The sequence below is a fragment of the Streptomyces sp. CA-251387 genome (assembly GCF_050936625.1).
Lineage (GTDB): Bacteria > Actinomycetota > Actinomycetes > Streptomycetales > Streptomycetaceae > Streptomyces.
In genome coordinates, this window is sequence record NZ_JBNJMJ010000001.1 from 2382860 (window position 1) to 2403612 (window position 20753).

The 20753-nt window shown below is 72.0% G+C and carries 21 protein-coding genes and 1 pseudogene; 8 read left to right on the forward strand and 14 right to left on the reverse strand.

All coding sequences use genetic code 11. The features are described from left to right. Positions 1-194: 194 nt before the first annotated feature. Positions 195-926, reverse strand: a complete 732-nt coding sequence (locus ACQEV2_RS10605; protein WP_433038970.1) for a VIT1/CCC1 transporter family protein — start codon at positions 924-926, stop codon at positions 195-197. A gap of 276 nt (positions 927-1202) precedes the next feature. Here ACQEV2_RS10605 and ACQEV2_RS10610 point away from each other — a divergent pair, with 276 nt between their 5' ends. Genes ACQEV2_RS10610 through ACQEV2_RS10640 form a run of 7 tightly spaced genes read left to right on the forward strand, consistent with a single transcriptional unit; the run spans position 1203 to position 9250 of the window. Further along, positions 1203-2270, forward strand: coding sequence for an ADP-ribosylglycohydrolase family protein (locus ACQEV2_RS10610; RefSeq protein ID WP_433038972.1), 1068 nt, complete (start codon positions 1203-1205; stop codon positions 2268-2270). 13 nt (positions 2271-2283) lie between these two features. Next, positions 2284-3708, forward strand: coding sequence for an ADP-ribosylglycohydrolase family protein (locus tag ACQEV2_RS10615; protein WP_433038974.1), 1425 nt, complete (start codon positions 2284-2286; stop codon positions 3706-3708). Positions 3709-3716: 8 nt separating this feature from the next. Then, complete coding sequence (locus ACQEV2_RS10620; protein ID WP_433038976.1) at positions 3717-4892, forward strand: ADP-ribosylglycohydrolase family protein; 1176 nt, start codon at positions 3717-3719, stop codon at positions 4890-4892. Beyond that, a complete protein-coding gene (locus tag ACQEV2_RS10625) occupies positions 4880-6334 on the forward strand; it encodes an ADP-ribosylglycohydrolase family protein (RefSeq protein WP_433038978.1) in 1455 nt (484 codons plus the stop codon). Before ACQEV2_RS10620 ends, ACQEV2_RS10625 begins: the two co-directional genes overlap by 13 nt. After that, a complete protein-coding gene (gene rbsK / locus ACQEV2_RS10630) occupies positions 6331-7224 on the forward strand; it encodes a ribokinase (protein ID WP_433038980.1) in 894 nt (297 codons plus the stop codon). The genes ACQEV2_RS10625 and rbsK overlap by 4 nt, the downstream gene beginning before the upstream one ends. After that, a complete protein-coding gene (locus tag ACQEV2_RS10635; RefSeq protein WP_433038982.1) occupies positions 7221-8435 on the forward strand; it encodes a CaiB/BaiF CoA transferase family protein in 1215 nt (404 codons plus the stop codon). The genes rbsK and ACQEV2_RS10635 overlap by 4 nt, the downstream gene beginning before the upstream one ends. Next, entirely contained in the window at positions 8432-9250 is an 819-nt protein-coding gene (locus ACQEV2_RS10640; protein WP_433038984.1) for an HpcH/HpaI aldolase/citrate lyase family protein, read from the forward strand. The genes ACQEV2_RS10635 and ACQEV2_RS10640 overlap by 4 nt, the downstream gene beginning before the upstream one ends. Before the next feature lie 138 nt (positions 9251-9388). Here ACQEV2_RS10640 and lgt read toward each other — a convergent pair whose 3' ends face one another. The 11 genes from lgt to hisI form a co-directional block, all read right to left on the reverse strand. Then, positions 9389-10333, reverse strand: a complete 945-nt coding sequence (gene lgt, locus ACQEV2_RS10645; RefSeq protein WP_433038986.1) for a prolipoprotein diacylglyceryl transferase — start codon at positions 10331-10333, stop codon at positions 9389-9391. A 100-nt stretch (positions 10334-10433) separates the two neighbouring features. Next, positions 10434-11210, reverse strand: coding sequence for a DsbA family protein (locus tag ACQEV2_RS10650; RefSeq protein ID WP_433038988.1), 777 nt, complete (start codon positions 11208-11210; stop codon positions 10434-10436). A gap of 97 nt (positions 11211-11307) precedes the next feature. Then, complete coding sequence (gene trpA / locus ACQEV2_RS10655) at positions 11308-12126, reverse strand: tryptophan synthase subunit alpha (protein WP_433038990.1); 819 nt, start codon at positions 12124-12126, stop codon at positions 11308-11310. Then, entirely contained in the window at positions 12123-13409 is a 1287-nt protein-coding gene (trpB, locus tag ACQEV2_RS10660) for a tryptophan synthase subunit beta (protein ID WP_433038992.1), read from the reverse strand. Before trpB ends, trpA begins: the two co-directional genes overlap by 4 nt. Positions 13410-13517: 108 nt before the next feature. Next, positions 13518-13691: a tryptophan biosynthesis modulator TrpM gene (gene trpM / locus ACQEV2_RS10665; RefSeq protein WP_367669387.1), complete on the reverse strand. Its 174-nt coding sequence runs from the start codon at positions 13689-13691 to the stop codon at positions 13518-13520. 21 nt (positions 13692-13712) lie between these two features. After that, positions 13713-14522, reverse strand: a complete 810-nt coding sequence (gene trpC / locus ACQEV2_RS10670; RefSeq protein WP_128429144.1) for an indole-3-glycerol phosphate synthase TrpC — start codon at positions 14520-14522, stop codon at positions 13713-13715. Positions 14523-14660: 138 nt separating this feature from the next. Next, entirely contained in the window at positions 14661-15125 is a 465-nt protein-coding gene (locus tag ACQEV2_RS10675) for a DUF2752 domain-containing protein (RefSeq protein WP_433038994.1), read from the reverse strand. A gap of 79 nt (positions 15126-15204) precedes the next feature. Beyond that, positions 15205-15456 carry an HGxxPAAW family protein gene (locus ACQEV2_RS10680; RefSeq protein ID WP_433038996.1) on the reverse strand — a complete coding sequence of 84 codons (252 nt, stop codon included), beginning with the start codon at positions 15454-15456 and terminating at the stop codon, positions 15205-15207. Between the two features lie 114 nt (positions 15457-15570). Then, positions 15571-16212, reverse strand: a complete 642-nt coding sequence (locus tag ACQEV2_RS10685; protein WP_433038998.1) for a TIGR02234 family membrane protein — start codon at positions 16210-16212, stop codon at positions 15571-15573. A gap of 112 nt (positions 16213-16324) precedes the next feature. After that, the gene (locus ACQEV2_RS10690; RefSeq protein ID WP_433038999.1) at positions 16325-17812 is read right to left on the reverse strand and encodes an anthranilate synthase component I; all 1488 of its coding nucleotides are present in this window, start codon (positions 17810-17812) and stop codon (positions 16325-16327) included. Positions 17813-17823: 11 nt separating this feature from the next. Next, on the reverse strand, positions 17824-18240 hold the full coding sequence (hisI, locus tag ACQEV2_RS10695) for a phosphoribosyl-AMP cyclohydrolase (RefSeq protein WP_433039001.1): 417 nt from the start codon (positions 18238-18240) through the stop codon (positions 17824-17826). A gap of 74 nt (positions 18241-18314) precedes the next feature. On the opposite strand from hisI, the gene ACQEV2_RS10700 reads away from it, so the two are divergent. After that, the gene (locus tag ACQEV2_RS10700) at positions 18315-18950 is read left to right on the forward strand and encodes a TIGR03085 family metal-binding protein (RefSeq protein ID WP_433039003.1); all 636 of its coding nucleotides are present in this window, start codon (positions 18315-18317) and stop codon (positions 18948-18950) included. Between the two features lie 7 nt (positions 18951-18957). On the opposite strand, the pseudogene ACQEV2_RS10705 reads toward ACQEV2_RS10700, so the two are convergent. Both ACQEV2_RS10705 and ACQEV2_RS10710 read right to left on the reverse strand, forming a co-directional pair. Then, a pseudogene (locus tag ACQEV2_RS10705) lies at positions 18958-20207 on the reverse strand (MFS transporter). A gap of 14 nt (positions 20208-20221) precedes the next feature. After that, on the reverse strand, positions 20222-20752 hold the full coding sequence (locus ACQEV2_RS10710) for a helix-turn-helix domain-containing protein (RefSeq protein WP_433039005.1): 531 nt from the start codon (positions 20750-20752) through the stop codon (positions 20222-20224). Position 20753: the final 1 nt, after the last annotated feature.

Here is a 20753-nt window from a genome sequence, read left to right on the forward strand (position 1 = left end):
AAGTATGTGGGGACCGAGCGGGACAGGTCGATGTCCGTCGATCCCAGGGGGCGGAGGGGGCGCCGTCGCCCACCCCGCGAGTGCGCCACAGGCGTCATTGCCCACAGCGCTTACGGCTCATGCCCGGTGGTTAAGCATTCGAAACCAGCGAGTAACGGCTACTTATGCGGCCCAACGCATAAGTGCCAGCCGAACTATCCTACGGCCGTCCCGAAGAAGCTGCCCAGGGCGTACGTCACACCGGCCGCGGCACCACCGAGCGCGAGCTGTCGCAGTCCGCTGAACCACCAGGTCCGCGCGGTCACCTTGGCCACGACCGCACCACACAGGAACAGCCCGACGAGCGCGAGCAGTACGGCCGGCCACAGCGCGGTCGCACCGAGCAGATACGGCAGTACGGGCAGCAGGGCACCCAGCGCGAACGACCCGAACGACGACACGGCCGCGACGAGCGGCGACGGCAGATCGCCGGGGTCTATGCCGAGTTCCTCGCGGGCGTGGATCTCCAGGGCCAGCTCGGGATCGCGGGAGAGCTGCGCGGCCACGGCCCGGGCGAGCTTCGGCTCGACGCCGCGGGCCTCGTAGAGCGCCGCGAGCTCGGCCTCCTCGTCCTTCGGGTGCTTTCTCAGCTCCCGCCGCTCGACGTCCAGCTCGGCCTCGACGAGTTCGCGCTGCGAGGCCACGGAGGTGTACTCACCGGCGGCCATGGAGAAGGCGCCGGCGGCAAGCCCGGCGAGCCCGCTCAGCACGATGGTCTGGTGACTGACCGCCCCGCCCGCGACACCGGTCATCAGAGCGAGGTTGGAGACCAGGCCGTCCATGGCACCGAACACAGCCGGGCGCAGCCAGCCGCCGTTCACGTCCCGGTGGGTGTGGTTGTCACGGTGCGCCGCGTGGAGCGGCGCTTCGGTCTCGATGATGGCCATGAGGGTCCCCCCGGCTCAGGAAATTAGGAAAGGCTGTCTTTAGACAAGTTCTACTCTTGGACAACACCGAATCTACGTCGGAAAATCCCTTCCCGCCAGCAAGGAAAGGCTGGGCTAACCTGCGGTTTTACCTAGAACGCTCATTCGTGCGAAAGTGCGCTCAGATGCCGACCGGGTGACACTGAGGCGTCCGAGGCTCTGGTCAACCGCCGACGGTGGGACACATCCGCAAAGGGCTCCGCGCCCTGGGCGGAGCCCCCGGAGGAGAGGCCACGCATGCCATCGATCGCCTGCATCCCCTCGGTCCCGGCGCCCGGGGACGCCGCCGAGCTCCGCGAACGGGCCCGCGGCGCACTGCTGGGCCTTGCGGTGGGCGACGCACTGGGCGCCCCGGCGGAGAACATGAAGCCCTCCGAGATCCGCGCCCGCTGGGGCCGCATCACGGGATTCGTCACCGAGAGCCCCGCCGGCACGGACGACACCGAGTACGCGATCTTCTCCGGCCTCCTCCTCGCCCGCCACGGCTCGGCCCTCACCCCGGCCCATGTGGAGACGGCCTGGCACGAGTGGATCGCGGACCGGGCGGAGGGTCCCTTCCGGGGCGCGGGCTTCAGTGAGCGGGGAACGTTGGAGAACCTGCGCCGTGGCTTGGCCGCACCGATCTCCGCCCAGCACCGCCACGCCTGGAGCGACGGCCTCGCCATGCGGGCGGCCCCCTTCGGCGTCTTCGCGGCGGGCCGTCCCGCGGAGGCGGCCCGCCTGGTGGCCATCGACGGCTCGGTCAGCCACGAGGGCGAAGGCATCTACGGCGGCCAGGCGGTGGCGGCGGGCGTGGCGGCGGCGATGGCGGGGGCATCGACGATCGCGGTGGTGGCCTCGGCGCTGGCCGTCGTCCCCGACGACTCCTGGACGGCCCGCTCGCTGCGCCGCGCCGTGGCGGTGGCCCACCGAGGCGAACGCGCGGTCCGCTCCGCGGTCGTCATCGGCGGCTACCCCTGGACCGACCTGGCCCCCGAGGCGGTCGCCCTGGCCTTCGGCGCCTACGCGGCAGCGGACGGTGACTTCGTCCAGGCGGTGCTGACGGCCGTGAACATGGGCCGGGACGCGGACACGACGGCGGCGGTGGCGGGCGCCCTGGCCGGTGCGACCCAGGGAGAGTCGGCGATCCCGACGGAGTGGGCGGCGGCGATCGCCCCGGCGCGAGGGAGCTGCCTGCCGTCGATGGCCGGGCATCACGTGCTGGATGTGGCGGAGTTGCTGGTGCCGGGGGAAGGCGGCAAGTGGGGGGCAGGGGGATCCGTACGGGGTGAGGCTCTGGCCCCGTCCGAAGGGGTACGCCGATGAGACCCCCCACCCCATGGACCGAGGGCACCCCGACAACGGCACCCCCCGACGCCGATCCCACGCCCCTCACCCAGCCGAACGAACCAGCACCCACCGACGGCGAAGCCACCCGACAGGACCCACCCACCCCAACGACGAACCGGCACCCGCCGACGGCCAAGACACACCGCACGCCCCACCCACCCCCGACAACAAACCCGCACCCGCCGACGGCGAGAACACCCCACTGGGGCCACCCGCACCCGACGACGCGAGTCGCACGGGTGCGGGTGGGAACGAACAGGCCGAAGGCGAAGCCGAGGCCGAAACGGCTCGCCCCCCGGAGGGACAACGCGTCCTCGGCCTCCTGCTGGGCCTAGCCGCAGGCGACGCCGCCGGCTGGCCCGCCGCCCGCCACAGAGCCGCCCGCATGCCCGACTGGACCCGCCGCCTCACGCGCGAACTCGACACCTTCGCCGAACACAACGCAACGACCACCCTCCCCGTCCCCATCGCCCTGAACCAACCCCCCGAACCCCTCCGCCTCGGCCCCTCCGACGACGCGGAATGGGCGGCCTTCGCCGCAGAGGCCGTACTCCGCGCCGGAGACGACTCCGCCCTCGGCGACCTCAGCCGAGAACGCCGCACCCGAGCCGCCATCGACCTGACCTGGACCGCCGTGGCCGACGAAGTCGCCGCCGCGGCGGACCGCGCCCCCGAGGTCGAGTCGGCGATCATCCCGCTGCGCGCCCGCATCTCCGTACGCGCGGGCCTCGGCAACCTCGCCACCGGCCTGCGCCCACCGGCCACCGGCCACGACAACCCGCACTACTTCGACGACGCGGCATGCGTACGGGCCTGTGTCCTGGCCGTAGCCCACCCCGGCGACCCCAAAGGCGCCGCCGACCTCGCCGAGTTCGACGCCCGCTACACGCAGGACGGCGACGGCGTCCACGGCGCGCGAGCGATGGCGGCGGCCCTCGCCCTCGCCCTGACCGGCGCGGACACCGAGGCCTGCGTGACAGCCGCACTCGCCGAACTCCCCGAGGAGACGGAGATCGGCCGCAACGCCCGCCACGCGCTGAAGCTCGCACGGGACGCCGACAGCGCCTTCGCCCTGATCCCCCTCCTCGAACACCAAATCGTCGACCACGTCTACAGCTACGGCATCGCCGCAGCCGAAACGGTCCCCGTGGCCTTGGCCCTCGCCGTCGCCGCGGACGGCCGTATCGCCGAGGCGGTCCCCGCCGCCGCGTGCCTCTCCCGGGTCGCGGACTCGGCACCGGCTCTAGCGGGCGCGCTGACAGGCGCACTCGGCGGCGGTACGTCGATCCCGGCGACCTGGCGCGACACCTGCCGCACCCTCTCCGGCTGCGTACTCCCCCGGCTCACCGGCACCGACCTGGTGGAACTCGCCGAACTCCTGGAAGCCGCACAACCGGCCCGACCAGGAGGATGATTCGGGGCATGACGCCCAAAGCAGAAGAAAGCAGTGGCCCGCGTCTCGACGAGCGGATCACCGGCGCCCTGGTCGGCGCGGCGGTCGGCGACGCCCTCGGCGGCCCGGTGGAGGGCTACTCCCCCGACCAGATCCTTCAGCGCCACGGCGGCCGCGTCCACGGCATCGTCGGCCCCTGGAACGGGGACGCCTGGCGCACGGCCCGCCCCATCGCGCCGTACCACAAGGGCGACGGCCACGTCACGGACGACACGTTGATGACCCACGCACTGGTCCGTGTCTACGCGACGGTCCGCGACCACCTCGACGCGTACGCGATCGCCGACCATCTGGTCCCGGACCTGATGACGAACCCGCGCTGGATCCCGGAACTGGAGACGGAGGCCCTGCCCCTCCACCGCGTCTTCCTGGCCGAGAAATGGCTGGTGACCCGCCTCCACTACGGCCACGTGGACCCCCGCGAGGCGGGCGTCGGCAACATCGTCAACTGCGGTGCGGCGATGTACATGGCCCCGGTCGGCCTGGTCAACGCGGCCGACCCGAGGGCCGCGTACGCCGAGGCGCTGGACATCGCGGGCGCCCACCAGTCGTCGTACGGCCGCGAGGCCGCGGGTGTCTTCGCGGCGGCGGTGGCGGCGGCGTGCACCCCCGGGGCGACCCCGGACTCGATCGTCTCGGCCTGTCTGTCCCTGGCGAAGGACGGCACGAGGGCGGCGATCGAGGAGGTCTGCGAGGCGGCGAGCCGCTACACGGACTTCGAGTCGGCGCTGGCCCCGCTCCGTGCGGCGGTGACCCCGTACGACACGGTGGGCCCCGACTACCGCCGGCCCTCCCTCGGCGCCCGCCGCCCCTCCCGCCTCCACGCCATCGAGGAACTCCCCATCGCGCTGGGGATGCTGGTGGTGGCGAACGGCGACTACCGCGCGTCGGTCCTCGGCGCGGTGAACTACGGCCGCGACTGCGACTCGATCGCCACGATGGCAGGTGCCCTGGCCGGCGCCCTGGGTTCACCGGTCCCGGAGGACTGGTCGAAGACGGTCGCGGAGGCCAGCCGCCTGGACCTGTGGGAACCGCCCCGCACGCTGACCGAGGTGACGAGGGAGATCCACGAACGGGACGTACACCGCCGCCGAGCGCACGAAGCGGCCTTCACCGCACTGGAGGGCCGAGGATGCTCCGACTGACCTGGGTCCAGCCGGAGGACCTCCTGGGCCACGAACTCCGCCAGGCGGCGCTGGACGGCCGGGAGCCGTCGAGGATCGCGGAGAGGTGGAAGGCGGCGGGCGGCTCGGAGGCCCCCCTGCGCGCGGGCGCATCACCAGAACCTGCGTCCAGGTATCTGCGCCAACTGGCAGAGGACTTGCTGGATGAGCTGGCGGACCTACCCAGCCGCTTGAAGGACGACGAGCCGACGGACCTGGAGGAGATCAAGTCCCTCTGCCCGAACTGGCCGTCACAACCTGAGAGCAGCACCCGGCAAGCGCCGGCGAGCGTCTCCAGCCCCACCACAACCCCCACGCCAGCCGGCTACGAAGCCGCCTGGCTCGGCCGCGCCATCGGCTGCCTCCTGGGCAAACCCGTAGAAAAGCTCCCCCTCGAAGCCATCCGCCAACTGGCCAAATCGACCGGCAACTGGCCCCTCACCACGTACTTCACAGCCAAGGGAGTCCCCGCAGACCTCCTCACCGCCCACCCCTGGAACCGCCGCTCGGCGAACACCTCCCTCGCCGAGAACATCGACGGCATGCCCGAGGACGACGACCTCAACTACCCCCTCCTCAACCTCCTCCTGCTCCAGCGCCACGGCAAAACCTTCACCACCACCGACGTGGCCCGCCTCTGGCTGGACGAACTCCCACCCGGCCGCACCTTCACAGCCGAGCGCATCGCCCACCGCAACCTCCTCCTCGGCATCGAACCCCCACACACGGCCCGCCACCGCAACCCCTTCCGCGAATGGATCGGCGCCCTGATCCGCGCGGACGTCCACGGCTGGACCAACCCCGGCAACCCGGCCGCCGCAGCCGAACAGGCCCACCGGGACGCCACCCTCACCCACACCGCCAACGGCGTCTACGCGGCGATGTTCACGGCGGCGGTCATCGCACGGGCAGCCACAGCGAGCGGCCCCCACGCCATCCACACCTGCCTGAACACCGGTCTCACGGTGATCCCCCCGGACTCCCGCCTGTCCCGGGCCATCCGCCACGCCATCCAACTGGCAAAGGCCCACGAGGACTTCGACACGATCGTCGACGCACTGCACGCCACCTACTCCCCCACCCACCACTGGGTCCACGCAATCCCCAACACGGCCATGATCGCCGCCGCCCTCACCCACGCGGAAGGCGACTTCACAGGCTCCATCTGCCGCGCGGTATCGGGCGGTTGGGACACCGACTCCAACGGCGCGACCGCGGGCAGCATCGCCGCCCTCCTCGCCGGCACCCCCACCGCCCTCCCCGACCGCTGGACGGCCCCGCTCAAGAACCGCCTCGCCACCTCCGTCGCCGACTTCAACGGCACCGGCTTCGACACGCTGGCCCAACTCACCCGCGAACTCACCCACGAGCTCACACACGACCCCGCTCACCGACACACCCACTGGGAGGCCACTCGCCCATGACCGACATCGTCGTGCTCGGCAGCACGAACATGGACCTCGTCACCTACGTCGAAAAGGCCCCACAGCGCGGCGAGACCGTGACGGGACGGGAGTTCCGTACGATCCCCGGCGGCAAAGGCGCCAACCAGGCGATCGCGGCAGCCCGCGCGGGCGGCGACGTCCTGATGATCGGCGCCGTCGGCAACGACGCCTTCGGCACCCACCTGCGCTCCACCCTCGAACACTCCGGCGTGGACACCGACGACCTCCGCACGGTCGAGGGACCCTCCGGCACCGCGCACATCGTGGTGGACGACGAGGGAGGCAACGCCATCGTCGTGATCCCCGGCGCGAACGGCACGGTCGACCACCTGAGCCCCGGCGACGAGGGCGTCATCGCCTCCGCCGACATCCTGCTGCTCCAACTGGAGATCCCGCTTCCCGCGGTCGTCGCCGGCGCCCAGGCGGCCCGCCGCCACGGCGTCCGTACGGTCCTCACCCCGTCCCCCGCCAAGCCGCTCCCGGACGAACTCCTCGTCGCCGTCGACCTGTTGGTCCCCAACGAGAGCGAGGCCACCACCCTCACCGGCCGCACCGACCCCCGCGAGGCGGCCATCGGGCTGCTCGACCTGGTGCCCGAGGTGGTCGTCACCCTGGGCGCGGCCGGCAGCCTGTACGTCGCCCGCGGCGCCGAACCCCTCACCGTCCCCGCCCCGCAGGTCACGCCCGTCGACACCACCGGTGCCGGCGACACCTTCGTCGGTGCCCTCGCGGTGGCCCTGGGCGAGGGCCGGCCGATGCGGGAAGCGCTGGCCTGGGCGGCGGCAGCGGCCGCACTGTCGGTCCAGCGGGAGGGCGCCTCGGCATCGATGCCGTACCGCCCCGAGATCGAGAAGCAGTACGCCTCATGACCGCGCCCGACACCCGGCCCCGTCCCCCCGGTCCCCTGACCGGCCTCCGCGTCCTCGACCTCGCCACCCTCTTCGCCGGCCCCCTCGCCGCCACGATGCTCGGCGACTTCGGCGCGGAGGTCGTCAAGGTCGAGCACCCCGAGAAACCGGACCCCTCCCGCGGCCACGGCCCGTCGAAGGACGGCGTGGGCCTGTGGTGGAAGGTGCTGGGCCGCAACAAGCGCACGATCACCCTGAACCTCTCCAAGCCCGGAGGCCGTGCCACCCTCCTGCGCCTGGCCGCGACCGCGGACGTCGTCATCGAGAACTTCCGCCCCGGCACCCTGGAGAAGTGGGACCTCGGCTGGCAGGAACTCTCCGCCGCCAACCCCCGCCTGGTCCTCACCCGCGTCACCGGCTTCGGCCAGTTCGGCCCCTACGCCCACCGCCCCGGCTTCGGCACCCTCGCCGAGGCGATGAGCGGCTTCGCCGCGCTCACCGGCGAACCGGACGCGCCCCCGACGCTCCCGCCGTTCGGCCTGGCCGACTCGATCGCGGCCCTCGCGACCGCCTACGCGGTGATGACGGCATTGGCCGCCCGCGAGCGCACCGGCGAGGGCCAGGTCGTCGACATGGCCCTCATCGAACCGATGCTGCTGGCGCTCGGCCCTCAGCCGACCTGGTACGACCAACTGGGCTACGTGCAGCAGCGCACCGGCAACCGCTCCGCCAACAACGCCCCGCGCAACACCTACCGCACCGCGGACGGCACCTGGGTTGCCGTCTCCACCTCCGCCCAGTCGATCGCCGAGCGCGTGATGCATCTCGTGGGGCGCCCCGACCTGATCGACGAGCCCTGGTTCGCGACGGGCGCCGACCGGGCCCGCCACGCCGACGTCCTCGACCGGGCGGTCGGCGACTGGATCGCCCGCCACACCCGCGCCGACGTCCTCGCGGCCTTCGAGAAGGCGGAGGCGGCGGTGGCCCCGATCCAGGACGTCCGCGACGTGATGACGGACCCGCAGTACGCGGCCCTCGACACGATCACCACCGTGGACGACCCCGAACTGGGCCCGCTGCGCATGCAGAACGTCCTCTTCCGGCTCTCCGCCACCCCCGGCACGATCCGCTGGGCAGGCCGCCCGCACGGCGCGGACACCGAGGAGATCCTCACCGGCCTGGGCCTGACCCCCACCGACCTGGCGGCCCTGCGCGAGGAGGGCGCCCTGTGACGGCCTGCCCCCTCACCTGGCTGTACGCTCCGGGCGACCGGCCGGCGGTGGTGGCGAAGGCGCTGGTCTCCGGAGCGGACGTCGTCGTGATCGACCTGGAGGACGCGGTCGCCCCTCACCGCAAGGAGTACGCCCGTGAGGCCACCGCCGAACTTCTCTCCCAGCCGCAACCGGTGCCCGTCCACGTCCGGGTGAACGCCCTGGACGGTCCGCTGGCGCCGGCGGACCTGTGGGCGGTGGCACCCCTGCCGGGTGTCTCCGGCCTCCGCCTCCCCAAGGTGACGTCGGCCGAGCAGATCACCTGCCTCGTGGAGACCCTGGGCAGAACACCCCCGCTGTACGCCCTCCTCGAAACAGCCGTCGGCATCGAACACGCCTACGCGATCGCCTCCGCCCATCCCACCCTGCGCGGCATTTCCCTGGGCGAGGCGGATCTACGGGCCGACCTGGGCGTACGGGAGGACGCGGGCCTCGACTGGTCCCGCTCGCGCGTCGTCGTAGCGGCCAGAGCAGCGGGACTGCCCCCTCCACCCCAGTCCGTCCACCCGGACATCCGCGACCTGGAGGGCCTGGCCGCGTCCTGCGCCCACGGCCGCGCCCTCGGCTTCCTGGGCCGGGCGGCCATCCACCCCCGCCAGCTCCCGGTGATCGAACAGGCCTACCTGCCCACGGAGGAGGAACTGGAACAGGCGGAAAGGATCATCAAGGCGGCGGCCACAGAACACGGCGCCCAGGCCCTGCAGGACGGAACCTTCATCGACGCGGCGGTGGTGACGGCAGCCCAGCGAACCCTGTGCCTGGGCCGCCGGCGCTGACCATGTTCTTTTCCGTCGCAACGGCGAGCACCCCCACGGCGCATTCCGGCGGTGCCTGACTCACCGGAACTCACCGCTCACACACAGCGAGGGCGCCCGGACCAACTCCGAGCGCCCTCATAGCCGTAGAACCAAGCCTCACGTCTTCTTCGTCGTCGACCCGGCCCCGTCCTTGACGTCATCCTTGGTGTCGCCCTCGACGTCGGCCTCTGTATCGCCGTCGGCCTCACCGCCGGAGGCCTCGTCACCGTCGGTTTCACCGCCAGAGGCACCCGGCTCCACCACGGCTTCCCGACCCGGCCGCTTCTTCGCCGACACCACGAGGTAGATCACCGCCAGCAGGAACACGATCAGCGCGGTCCAGACGTTCAGCCGCACGCCCAGGATGTGGTGGGCGTCGTCGACCCGCATGTACTCGATCCAGGCACGGCCGGCGCAGTACGCGGCGACGTACAGCGCGAACGCCCGCCCGTGCCCCAGCTTGAAGCGGCGGTCGGCCCAGATCACCAGCAGCGCGACCCCGATGCACCACAGCGACTCGTACAGGAACGTCGGGTGGTAGTACCCCGGCTCCCGGCCGTCCACCGAGGAGGTGATGTGCAGGGCCCACGGAAGATCCGTCTCCCGCCCGTACAGCTCCTGGTTGAACCAGTTGCCCCAGCGTCCGATCGCCTGCGCGAAGGCGATGCCGGGCGCCACGGCGTCGGCGTAAGCCGGCAGCGGGATGCCGCGGCGCCGGCAGCCGATCCAGGCACCCAGCGCGCCGAGCGCGATCGCGCCCCAGATGCCGAGGCCGCCCTCCCAGATCTTGAAGGCGTCCACCCAGTCACGGCCCTCGCTGAAGTACAGCTCGTAGTCCGTGATCACGTGGTAGAGCCGGCCGCCGATGAGGCCGAACGGGACGGCCCAGACCGCGATGTCGGCCACCGTGCCGGCCCGCCCGCCCCGGGCGATCCAGCGTTTGTTGCCGAGCCAGACGGCTACGAAGACACCGATGATGATGCAGAAGGCGTAGCCGCGCAGCGGAATGGGGCCGAGGTGGATCACCCCGCGCGACGGGCTGGGAATGTAGGCAAGTTCCATGGCAAGGTCGACGCTACCCTGCCGGGCGGCACCGATGGCAGGCAGCCCGGCTACGGGTCCATAACAGGCAGCTCCCTGAGCAGGCCCTGCCCGCCGGAGCTCATCCCTTGGCGGCCTCCTCCACCATCTGCTTCAGCTTCGCCGGGGTCATCGTCTGGTCCTGGTAGATGTTCGTGCCGTTCAGCAGCACCGTCGGCGTCCCGCTGAAACCGCCCTTCTGGAACGCCTCGTTGGACTTGTTGACCCAGCTGTTGTGCGTGCCGTCCTCGACGCAGGTGCGGAAGGCGGGCGTGTCCAGGCCCTTCACCTTGGCGGCGAGCTCCAGCAGCTTGCTGTTCTTGGCGAAGGCGTCGTCGACCTCCGGCGGCTGGTTCTGGTACAGCACGTCGTGGTACGGCGTGAACTTCCCGGCGTCCTGGGCGCAGGCCGCGGCGTTGGCGGCGTTGCGGGAGCCGGTGCCGCCCATGTTGCCGTCGATGATCGTCGCCAGGTGGTACTCGACCTTGAGCTTGCCGGAGTCCGTCAGCTCATGGATGGTCGATCGGTACGCGTCCTCGAAGGACTTGCAGGCCGGGCAGCGGAAGTCCTCCCAGACCGTGAGCGTCGACTTGGCGCTCTCCTGGCCCACCGGGATCGCGAGGCCGTCCTTGCCCTGCGCCCCCGAGGGCCCCACGACCGGCCCCGCGGAGTCACTGCCGCTGTCCTTGCCGGCGTTCGCCGCGACGATTCCGATCACCGCCGCGAGTCCCAGGACGCAGACCACGCTGGTGCCGACGATCAGCGCACGGCGCCGCTTGTCGGCGGCCTTCTGCTTCTCACGCTCGACCGCCAGCCGCTCCCTGGCGGTCCGCTTTCCCTCACGATTCTTTTCGCTCACACCCGCAGAACGAACCGGGGAGGCGCAGCGCGCCTCCCCGGCCTCAGGTCCACCCGTTCGAGTGACCAGTAGAAAACATCCGATATGTACGGATGTGTTACGCCTGCTCGCGCACGCCCTTCGCCAGCTCACCGGCGAGCGTGCGCACGGCCTCGACACCGGCCGCGTCGTCCGGCGCGTCCAGCATCCGCTTGACGAAGGCCGAGCCGACGATCACGCCGTCGGCGAAGCCGGCGACCTCGGCGGCCTGCTCGGCGTTGGAGACGCCGAGGCCGACGCAGACGGGCAAGTCGGTGCCGGTGGCCCGGGTGCGCCCGACCAGGTCCTGGGCCTGCGCGCCGACGGACTCGCGGGTCCCCGTGACGCCCATCAGCGAGGCGGCGTAGACGAAGCCGCTGCCGGCCGCGGTGATCTGCGCGAGCCGCTCGTCCTTGCTGCTGGGCGCCACGACGAAGACCGTCGCGAGCCCGTGCTTCTCGGCGTGCTCCCTCCACAGGGCCGACTCCTGGACCGGCAGGTCGGGCAGGATGCACCCGGCGCCGCCCGCCTCGGCGAGCTCGGCGGTGAAGCGCTCGACGCCGTAGCGGTCGATGGGGTTCCAGTACGTCATGACGAGGATCGGCTTGCCGGTGGCCTCGTACGCCTCGCGGACCGTGCGCATCACGTCCGCGATCCTGACCCCGCCCCGCAGGGCGATGTCGTCGGCGGTCTGGATGACGGGGCCGTCGAGGACGGGGTCGCTGTGCGGCAGACCCACCTCCATGACGTCGGCGCCGCCGTCGAGGGCGGCCTTGATCGCCTCGATGCCGCCGTCCACGGTCGGGAACCCGGCCGGGAGGTAGGCGATGAGCGCGGAGCGGCCCTCGGCCTTGGCGCCGGCGAGGGTGTCGGTCAGCAGCTGGATGTTCCCGCTCACTTGGCGTCCCCCTGGATCTCGGCGGCACCGCCGTTTGCGTCGGCGGCGACCTCGGCATCGGTGTCGTACAGGCCGAAGTAACGGGCGGCCGTGTCCATGTCCTTGTCGCCGCGGCCGGACAGGTTGACCACGATCAGGCCGTCCCTGCCCAGCTCACGGCCGACCTCCAGCGCGCCCGCGAGGGCGTGCGCGCTCTCGATCGCCGGGATGATGCCTTCGGTCCGTGACAGCAGGCGCAGGGCCTGCATGGCCGCGTCGTCGGTGATCGCGCGATACTCGCCGCGGCCGGTGTCCTTGAGGTAGGAGTGCTCGGGGCCGATGCCCGGGTAGTCCAGACCGGCCGAGATCGAGTACGGCTCGGTGATCTGGCCCTCGTCGTCCTGCAGGACGTAGGAGCGCGAGCCGTGCAGGATGCCGGGCTCGCCCGCGGTCAGGGTCGCCGCGTGCTCGCCGGTCTCCACGCCGTGCCCCGCGGGCTCGCAGCCGATGAGGCGTACGTCCGTGTCGGGGATGAAGGCGTGGAAGAGCCCGATGGCGTTGGAGCCGCCGCCGACGCAGGCGATGGCGGCGTCGGGGAGACGTCCGGCGCGCTCCAGCAGCTGGCGGCGGGCCTCGACGCCGATCACGCGGTGGAAGTCGCGGACCATGGCGGGGAAGGGGTGCGGGCCGGCGACCGTGCCGAAGAGGTAGTGGGTGTGGTCGACGTTGGCGACCCAGTCGCGGAACGCCTCGTTGATGGCGTCCTTGAGGGTGCGTGAGCCCGACTTCACGGCGATGACCTCGGCGCCGAGCATCCGCATCCGGGCCACGTTGAGGGCCTGGCGCTGGGTGTCGATCTCGCCCATGTAGATCGTGCACTCGAGGCCGAACAGCGCGCAGGCCGTCGCCGTCGCGACACCGTGCTGGCCGGCGCCGGTCTCGGCGATGACGCGGGTCTTGCCCATGCGCTTGGTGAGCAGGGCCTGGCCGAGCACGTTGTTGATCTTGTGGGAGCCGGTGTGGTTGAGGTCCTCGCGCTTGAGGAAGACGCGGCAGCCTCCGGCGTGCTCGGCGAAACGAGGCACCTCGGTGAGGGAGCTGGGGCGGCCGGTGTAGTTGACCAGCAGGTCGTCGAGCTCGCGGGCGAACTCGGGGTCGTGCTTGGCCTTGTCGTACTCGACGGCCACCTCGTCCACGGCGGCGACGAGGGCCTCCGGGATGAACTTGCCGCCGAACGCGCCGAAGTAGCCTTCGGCGCTGGGGACTTGACCCTCCGGGTCGGGGATGAAGAAGTCGCTGGGCATGCGGATACCTCACGGTGAGTTGTGTTGAGTGCACTAATCGCCGTGGGGGCGGGGCTTCGTCAGTCGGCTGACGGCCGGCTGTGGCTTGTCGCGCAGTTCCCCGCGCCCCTAAGGGGCGCGCTGCCATCGACGGCCGTTGACCTGCCCAGGTTCGTCTCCGATGACGTACCTGACCCTCCGCCCGTGGACCCTGCGCGCGGGCGCGCGGCAACCTCGGGGCCGGCAGCCGCGCGCGAGGCGGGCGTACGGGTCCCGGGTCGTCAGGGTGGTCGGGAGAGTCATCGGGGTAAGCCTAGCGGGTGATCAGCCGCGCCCGTGCCGCAATGCGGGGTGCTCGCCCGCCGCCACCAGGTCGGCGACCGCCGTCTTCGGGTCCTTGCCGGTGACCAGGGACTCGCCTACCAGGACCGCGTCGGCGCCGGCGTTGGCGTACGCGATGAGGTCGTGCGGGCCGCGGACGCCCGACTCGGCCACCTTGACCAGGCCGGCGGGGATCTCGGGCGCTACGCGCTCGAACGTCCCGCGGTCGACCTCCAGGGTCTTCAGGTTCCGCGCGTTGACACCGATGATCTTCGCGCCCGCGTCCACGGCGCGCTCGACCTCGTCCTCGTCGTGCACCTCCACGAGGGGCGTGAGGCCGATGGACACCGCCCGCTCGATCAGCGACTCCAGTGCGGACTGGTCGAGGGCCGCGACGATCAGCAGGGCGAGGTCGGCGCCGTACGCCCGGGCCTCCCACAGCTGGTACGACGTGACGATGAAGTCCTTGCGCAGGACCGGGATGTCCACGCGCGCGCGGACCGCCTCCAGGTCGGCCAGCGAGCCGCCGAAGCGCCGCTGTTCCGTCAGTACGGAGATGACGGCCGCGCCGCCCGCCTCGTAGTCCGCGGCGAGCCCGGCCGGGTCGGCGATCGCGGCCAGCGCGCCCTTGGAGGGGCTGGAGCGCTTGACCTCGCAGATGACCTTGACGCCGTCGCCCTTGAGCGCGGCGACCCCGTCCTTGGCCGCGGGAGCCTTCGCCGCGCGCTCCTTGAGCTCGTCGAGGCTGACGCGCGCCTGCCGCTCCGCGAGGTCGGCACGGACTCCGTCGATGATCTCGTCGAGCACACTCACGCGAGCGGCCCCCTTCCAGACGGTTGACAGTTCCAGCGACCGGTGAAAACAGGTGGTCACTGCGATGGTATCCGGAGGAGGGCGTAGGCCTCGCATCCGGTTGACGGCGGTCCCACTACCTGGACATTCCTCAGTTGATCAAGGATGCAGCCAGCCACCGAACGGCAGGTTCCGGACAACGGTGAAGACCAGCAGCAACGCCCCCGCCGCCCACAGCTGCGCCGACGACAGATCGAGCCTGAGCGGCCGCCCTCGTACCGACCGGATCACCCAGACGGTCCACACCACGGCGAAGAGCGCATAGCCGACGACGGCGAGCGCGTTGTCCTGGAGTGCCGCCGCGAGGTCCCCGTGGACGACGGCGTGCGCGCTGCGCAGTCCGCCGCAGCCAGGGCAGTAGAGGCCGGTGTACTGCAGGAGCGGACAGGCGGGATAGTGGCCGGGCTCGTTCGGGTCCACGGCCCCCACGTACGCGAAGGCGCCGGCGACGGCGGCGAGCACCCCCGCCGGGACGGCCAGTCGCCCCAGGACGGCGCCGGTGCCGGGCTGCGTCGCCCCGCGGCTGTCGGTCGGCTCCTGGCTGTCGGCGTTCACGTCTCGCATTGTGCCCCCGTACGCGCGTGAGGGGCGTCCCCCGGCACCCATCGGCGCCGGGTCGCCCCTCAGCGAGGTGCTGCGCGTCTCAGCTCTCGGCGCCGGCCGTCTCGCGCTCCTGGGTCGTGAGCAGCGCCTTGTGCGCGTCCTTCGGCTGACCCATGCCCATCGCGCTCATGACCCAGCCGACGATGCCGCCGACGACCACGAGGCCCATGCCGCCCCAGAAGCCTGCGGGCTGGTCCATCACCATGAAGGCGCCCGCCACGCAGAAACCGATGAAGGCGATCGTGACACCGGTCCAGGCGGCCGGGGTGTGACCGTGGCTGCTGCCCGCCATTGCTTGCTCCTCGTTGCTGTGTACGTGTTGTACGTGGGTGAGCCGGTCGCTCGCTGTCATTGTCCCGCACGCGTGCGGGTGCGGTGATCGGGGGTCACGACGCGGAGGCCGGGGCTATGTTCCGGTCGGGTCCTCGCCGCGGTCGAGGGCCTTCCAGAGTTCCTCGGGGCGGTCGGGGTCGGTGGCCGGGGCCCTGCGGCGCGGCCGGGGTGCGCCGCCGCGCTCGTAGCGGCCGGACATGCCGGGCCACAGGCGGCCGTAGCGCAGGGCCAGCAGTCCGGCGAGCAGGATCAGGACGCCGCCCACGGCCGCGACATACGGCCACGCGGTGTGGGTGAGGGCCTGGACGGTGGCCGAGGTGTCGCCGGAGGCCTGCGCGGCCTTTTCGTCGAGCGCGGAGCTGTCGGAGGCGCCGAGCAGGGCGGCCGCGACGGTGCCGGCGCCGGAGAGCGCGAGCAGGGCGGCGACCATGAAGCGGCCGGCCCGGCGGACGGCGAAGACGGCGACCAGCGCGGCGAGCCCCACTATGGCCAGGGCCGCGGGGACGCCCGTGACGTCGCTGCCCTTGGCGATCAGGGGGAACGGGCCGCCGGCCACCGTCACGGTGCCCTCCGACCAGCGCTGCCGGGTGGCGAGCAGCGCCACGGCCGCGCCGAGCGCCCCGCACAGCAGGGCGACGGCGAGGCTCATACGGCCGGCCCGGGCGGAACCGGGGGCTTCGGAACGGAGGTGAGGTACAGCAGTCACGTACTCCACTATCACCCGAACCCGGAACGATCAGTCACCCGGGGTTCGGTGAGAACGGCCACCCGGGTTCACCCGAGCCGGGCGCGCGCGGTCATGTGAACCGGGCGCCAGGCTCTCGCGGTCACCCGAGCCGGTTCGCCGTGTGGACCGCCCGGAGGACCGCGGCCGCCTTGTTCCGGCACTCGGTGTCCTCGGCGACCGGGTCCGAGTCGGCGACGATGCCCGCGCCGGCCTGGACGTACGCCGTGCCGTCCCGCAGCAGGGCCGTACGGATCGCGATGGCGGTGTCGGAGTCGCCCGCGAAGTCGAGATAGCCGACGCAGCCGCCGTACAACCCGCGCCGGGACGGCTCGAGTTCGTCGATGATCTGCATCGCGCGGGGCTTGGGGGCGCCGGAGAGGGTGCCGGCCGGGAAGCAGGCCGTCAGGACGTCGAAGGCGGTGCGTCCCGGCGCGACCCGTCCCGTCACCGTCGAGACGATGTGCATCACATGGGAGTACCGCTCGATGGACATGAAGTCGACGACCTCGACCGAACCCGGCTCGCAGACCCGCCCCAGGTCGTTGCGGCCCAGGTCGACCAGCATGAGGTGCTCGGCGCGCTCCTTGGGGTCGGCGAGCAGTTCGTCGGCGAGGGCCTGGTCCTCCTGCGGCGTGGCGCCCCGCCACCTGGTCCCGGCGATGGGGTGGACCATCGCCTGTCCGTCCTCGACCTTCACCAGGGCTTCCGGCGAGGAGCCGACGACGTCGAAGCCGTCGAAGCGGAACAGGTACATGTACGGGGAGGGATTGGTCGCCCTGAGGACCCGGTAGACGTCCAACGCGCTTGCCGTGCACGGGGTTTCGAAGCGCTGGGAGGGGACCACCTGGAAGGCCTCCCCGGCCCGGATGCGCTCCTTGATGTCCTCGACGGCCTCCTGGAAGTCCTCGCCGCCCCACAGGGCCGTGTACTCCGGGAGTTCGGAGGGCGGGAGCACCGCCGGGGGCTGGGCGACCGCGCGCGACAGGTCGGCCTCCATGGCATCGAGGCGGGCGACGGCGTCCGCGTAGGCCTCGTCGACGCCGGTGTCGAGGTCGTTGTGGTTGATCGCGTTGGCGATCAGCAGGACGGAGCCCTCCCAGTGGTCCATGACGGCGAGGTCACTGGTGAGCAGCATGGTCAGCTCGGGCAGTCCCAGGTCGTCCCGCTCGCCGGGGCCGATCTTCTCCAGGCGGCGCACGATGTCGTAGCCGAGATAGCCGACCATGCCGCCGGTGAAGGGCGGCAGGTTCAGGTCGTGGGCGAGGTCGCGCGGGGTGTGCAGGGCCTCGATGGTGGCGCGGAGGGCGGCGAGCGGGTCGCCCTCGACGGGGACGCCGACGGGCGGGGCGCCGAGCCAGTGGGCCTGGCCGTCCCGCTCGGTGAGGGTCGCCGACGAACGTACGCCCACGAATGAGTAGCGGGACCACGAACGGCCGTTTTCCGCGGACTCCAGCAGGAACGTGCCGGGGCGCTCGGCGGCGAGCTTGCGGTAGAGCGCGACCGGGGTGTCGCCGTCGGCGAGGAGCTTGCGGGTGACCGGAATGACCCGGCGGTCGGTGGCCAGCTTGCGGAACGTCTCGAGGTCCATGGCGGCTGACCTTACTGATCCGAGACCGGTACGCCGGAATCGGCGCCCTCGGTCTCCCTGAGCAGCACATCGACGTCGAAGCAGGTGCGCGCGCCCGTGTGGCAGGCGGCGCCGACCTGGTCGACCTTGACGAGCACGGTGTCGGCGTCGCAGTCCAGGGCCACCGACTTGACCCACTGGAAGTGGCCGGACGTGTCGCCCTTGACCCAGTACTCCTGGCGGCTGCGGGACCAGTAGGTGCAGCGGCCGGTGGTGAGCGTGCGATGCAGGGCCTCGTCGTCCATCCAGCCGAGCATCAGCACCTCTCCGGTGTCGTACTGCTGGGCGATGGCGGGGAGGAGCCCGTCCGCGCTGCGCTTCAGGCGCGCGGCGATCTCGGGGTCCAGCCGGCTGGGCTGACGGGGCGTGCTGGTGGTCATGGATGCCATTGTGCCGCGCGCCACTGACAACGCTGCGTGACTGTCCATTGGGCGGACCTCATGGGCGGTCGTAGGCTGACTCCATGTCGACCTTCGCCAAGCGTGAACGACTTCTCCTGGCCGACCTCTTGGAGGCCGAGGGCCCCGACGCCCCCACCCTCTGCGAGGGCTGGACGACCCGTGATCTCGCCGCGCACGTCGTGGTGCGCGAGCGCCGCCCCGACGCCGCCGCCGGCCTGCTGATCAAGCAGCTCGCGCCGCGCCTGGACAAGGCGATGGAGGAGTTCGCGGCCAAGCCGTACGAGGAGCTGATCCAGCTCATCCGCACCGGCCCGCCGCGCTTCTCGCCGTTCCAGCTCAAGCAGATCGACGAGGCGTCGAACACGATCGAGTTCTATGTCCACACCGAGGACGTCCGCCGCGCCCAGCCGGACTGGACGCCCCGCGAGCTCGACCCGGTGTTCCAGGACGCTCTGTGGTCCCGTTTCGAGCGCTCCGCCCGTCTCGTGGGCCGCAGCGCCCCCACGGGCCTGGTGCTGCGCCGCCCGAACGGCCAGACGGCGGTCGCCCACCGCGGCACGCCGGTGGTCACGGTGACCGGCGAGCCGTCGGAGCTGCTGCTGTTCGCCTACGGCCGGCAGAGCGCCGCCAAGGTGGAGCTGGACGGCGACAAGGACGCGATCGCCAAGCTGCACGAGACGAAGCAGCTGGGCATCTGAGGGGCGGTCAGCGAGGCAGTTCGGCGCGGCGGAGGGGACGGGCGGCAAGGGCGACGACGCCGCCGAGACCGCAGACCGCCGCGCTGACGACGAAGACCGGACCTGTGCCCCACGCCTCGATCGCCATGGCGGCCAGCGGCATGCTGAGCGGGGCGAGGCCGAGGCTGGCCAGACTCGCGACGGCGGAGACGCGACCGAGGTAGGCGGGGTCGGACTGGGTCTGCAGCAGGGCCGCGCACAGGGCGCCGCTGAGTCCGGCGAGCACCCCGATCAGCACGGCCACGCCGACCGCCACGGCGACGGCGGGGGCGTAGGCGAGGGCGCCGATCGCGACCGCGCCCGCCAGGATCGCGTACGCGGCGACATGACCGGCGTACGGTAGCCGCCCCCGCACGGTAAGCAGCAGCGAGGCGGCCCCCGCGCCGACGCCGAAGCCGGCGAGCACCCAGCCCATCCCGGCGGCGCCCCAGCCGCGCTGGTCGGCCAGCAGCGCCAGTCCCACGTTCAAGGGGCCGACGAAGCCGAGGTCTCCGAGGGCGATGGCGATCATCAGCGGGGCGAGGACACGGTGCCGGCGGATGTAGCGCAGGCCGACCACCAGATCGCGCCAGGCCGTTTCGGCGGCGGGGCTCGCCTTGTCGTCGGGGGCAGTTCACGTACCCGTACGGAGACCAGCAGCGGCATGGACACCGCTATCAGCAGCCCCGCCAGCCCGAAGGCCGCCGCGGCACCGCCCATGGCCACGCCGAGGCCGCCGAGCGGGCCGCCGACGACACTCGCGAACCGGATCCCGAGCCCGCGCATGCCCTGCACGCGCGCCAGCTGGGCCCGGCTCGTCACGCGCGCGGGGAGGGCGCCCACGGCGGGCATGAACACGGCGTCGACCGTGCCGAAGACCACGGCGAGGACGGCCAGCGGCCACAGCCCAGGGTCGGTGAGGAAGAGCAGCGCGGCCACGGCCAGGACGGCCACGCAGCGCACGGCGTCACTGCCGATGACCACCCTGCGCGGGCCGAACCGGTCGGCGATCACTCCCCCGCCCAGCATCAGCAGGGCCCGCGGCACAGCGCTCACCGTCATCACCAGGCCCGCCTGCGCGGGCGTCCCGGCCTGTACGGCCGCCCAGGACAGGGCCAGGTAGTAGATGTTGTCGCCGACCATGGAGGCGGTGTACGCGGTGAGCCAGCGCAGTACGTTGGGGTCGCGGTGGGCGGGCCGCTCGGCGGCGACGGCAGGGCCTGTGAGCGTGACGGTCACGGGTGCTGTTCCTCTCAGAAGCGGAACGGGAAGCCGTACGTGTGCACCGCGACGTTCTCGCGGCCCTCGGTGTCGCCGGATGCGTCGGCGGCCCGGCCACGCTCCTCGTACTTGCGGACGAGGGCGTACATCTCCTTGGACAGCTCCGAGAGCTCATCCGCGGTGAGTCTGAGCAGCCACTCGGCGGAGTCGGAGGCCGTGGTCCACGCGTCGCCCCAGTGGGGGCGCTCGTCCAGGTAGCGGCGGTACATGTCGGCGCGCTGCTCGAAGAAGAGCCGGCTGGCCGCGGTGTGCGCGGCGGCCTTCTCCGGCGCGTCCCGGAAGTCCTCGTCGCGGATGGAGATCCCGTCGGAGGCGGGCTGCCACCAGCGCTCCCGGCCGTCCGCGCTCTGCGTTTCGGCCTCCTCGATCAGCCCGTGCTCGGCGAGCTTGCGCAGGTGGTAGCTGACCAGCGAGACGGCCTCGTCGACCTGGTCGGCCAGCTGGGACGCGGTCGCCGAGCGCGCGATGATCAGTCGCCGGTCGACCGGGGCTGACCGGGCCACG

What these genes read in the sequence shown, in the direction of transcription:
- ACQEV2_RS10620 (WP_433038976.1), top strand. Translation starts at nt 3,717, where the DNA reads ATGACGCCCAAAGCAGAAGAAAGCAGTGGCCCGCGTCTCGACGAGCGG.
- ACQEV2_RS10635 (WP_433038982.1), top strand. Translation starts at nt 7,221, where the DNA reads ATGACCGCGCCCGACACCCGGCCCCGTCCCCCCGGTCCCCTGACCGGC.
- rbsK (WP_433038980.1), top strand. Translation starts at nt 6,331, where the DNA reads ATGACCGACATCGTCGTGCTCGGCAGCACGAACATGGACCTCGTCACC.
- ACQEV2_RS10605 (WP_433038970.1), bottom strand. Translation starts at nt 926, where the DNA reads ATGGCCATCATCGAGACCGAAGCGCCGCTCCACGCGGCGCACCGTGAC.
- ACQEV2_RS10700 (WP_433039003.1), top strand. Translation starts at nt 18,315, where the DNA reads ATGTCGACCTTCGCCAAGCGTGAACGACTTCTCCTGGCCGACCTCTTG.
- hisI (WP_433039001.1), bottom strand. Translation starts at nt 18,240, where the DNA reads ATGGCATCCATGACCACCAGCACGCCCCGTCAGCCCAGCCGGCTGGAC.
- lgt (WP_433038986.1), bottom strand. Translation starts at nt 10,333, where the DNA reads ATGGAACTTGCCTACATTCCCAGCCCGTCGCGCGGGGTGATCCACCTC.
- ACQEV2_RS10615 (WP_433038974.1), top strand. Translation starts at nt 2,284, where the DNA reads ATGGACCGAGGGCACCCCGACAACGGCACCCCCCGACGCCGATCCCAC.
- ACQEV2_RS10610 (WP_433038972.1), top strand. Translation starts at nt 1,203, where the DNA reads ATGCCATCGATCGCCTGCATCCCCTCGGTCCCGGCGCCCGGGGACGCC.
- ACQEV2_RS10625 (WP_433038978.1), top strand. Translation starts at nt 4,880, where the DNA reads ATGCTCCGACTGACCTGGGTCCAGCCGGAGGACCTCCTGGGCCACGAA.
- ACQEV2_RS10680 (WP_433038996.1), bottom strand. Translation starts at nt 15,456, where the DNA reads ATGGCGGGCAGCAGCCACGGTCACACCCCGGCCGCCTGGACCGGTGTC.
- trpB (WP_433038992.1), bottom strand. Translation starts at nt 13,409, where the DNA reads ATGCCCAGCGACTTCTTCATCCCCGACCCGGAGGGTCAAGTCCCCAGC.
- ACQEV2_RS10675 (WP_433038994.1), bottom strand. Translation starts at nt 15,125, where the DNA reads ATGCGAGACGTGAACGCCGACAGCCAGGAGCCGACCGACAGCCGCGGG.
- trpM (WP_367669387.1), bottom strand. Translation starts at nt 13,691, where the DNA reads ATGACTCTCCCGACCACCCTGACGACCCGGGACCCGTACGCCCGCCTC.
- ACQEV2_RS10690 (WP_433038999.1), bottom strand. Translation starts at nt 17,812, where the DNA reads ATGGACCTCGAGACGTTCCGCAAGCTGGCCACCGACCGCCGGGTCATT.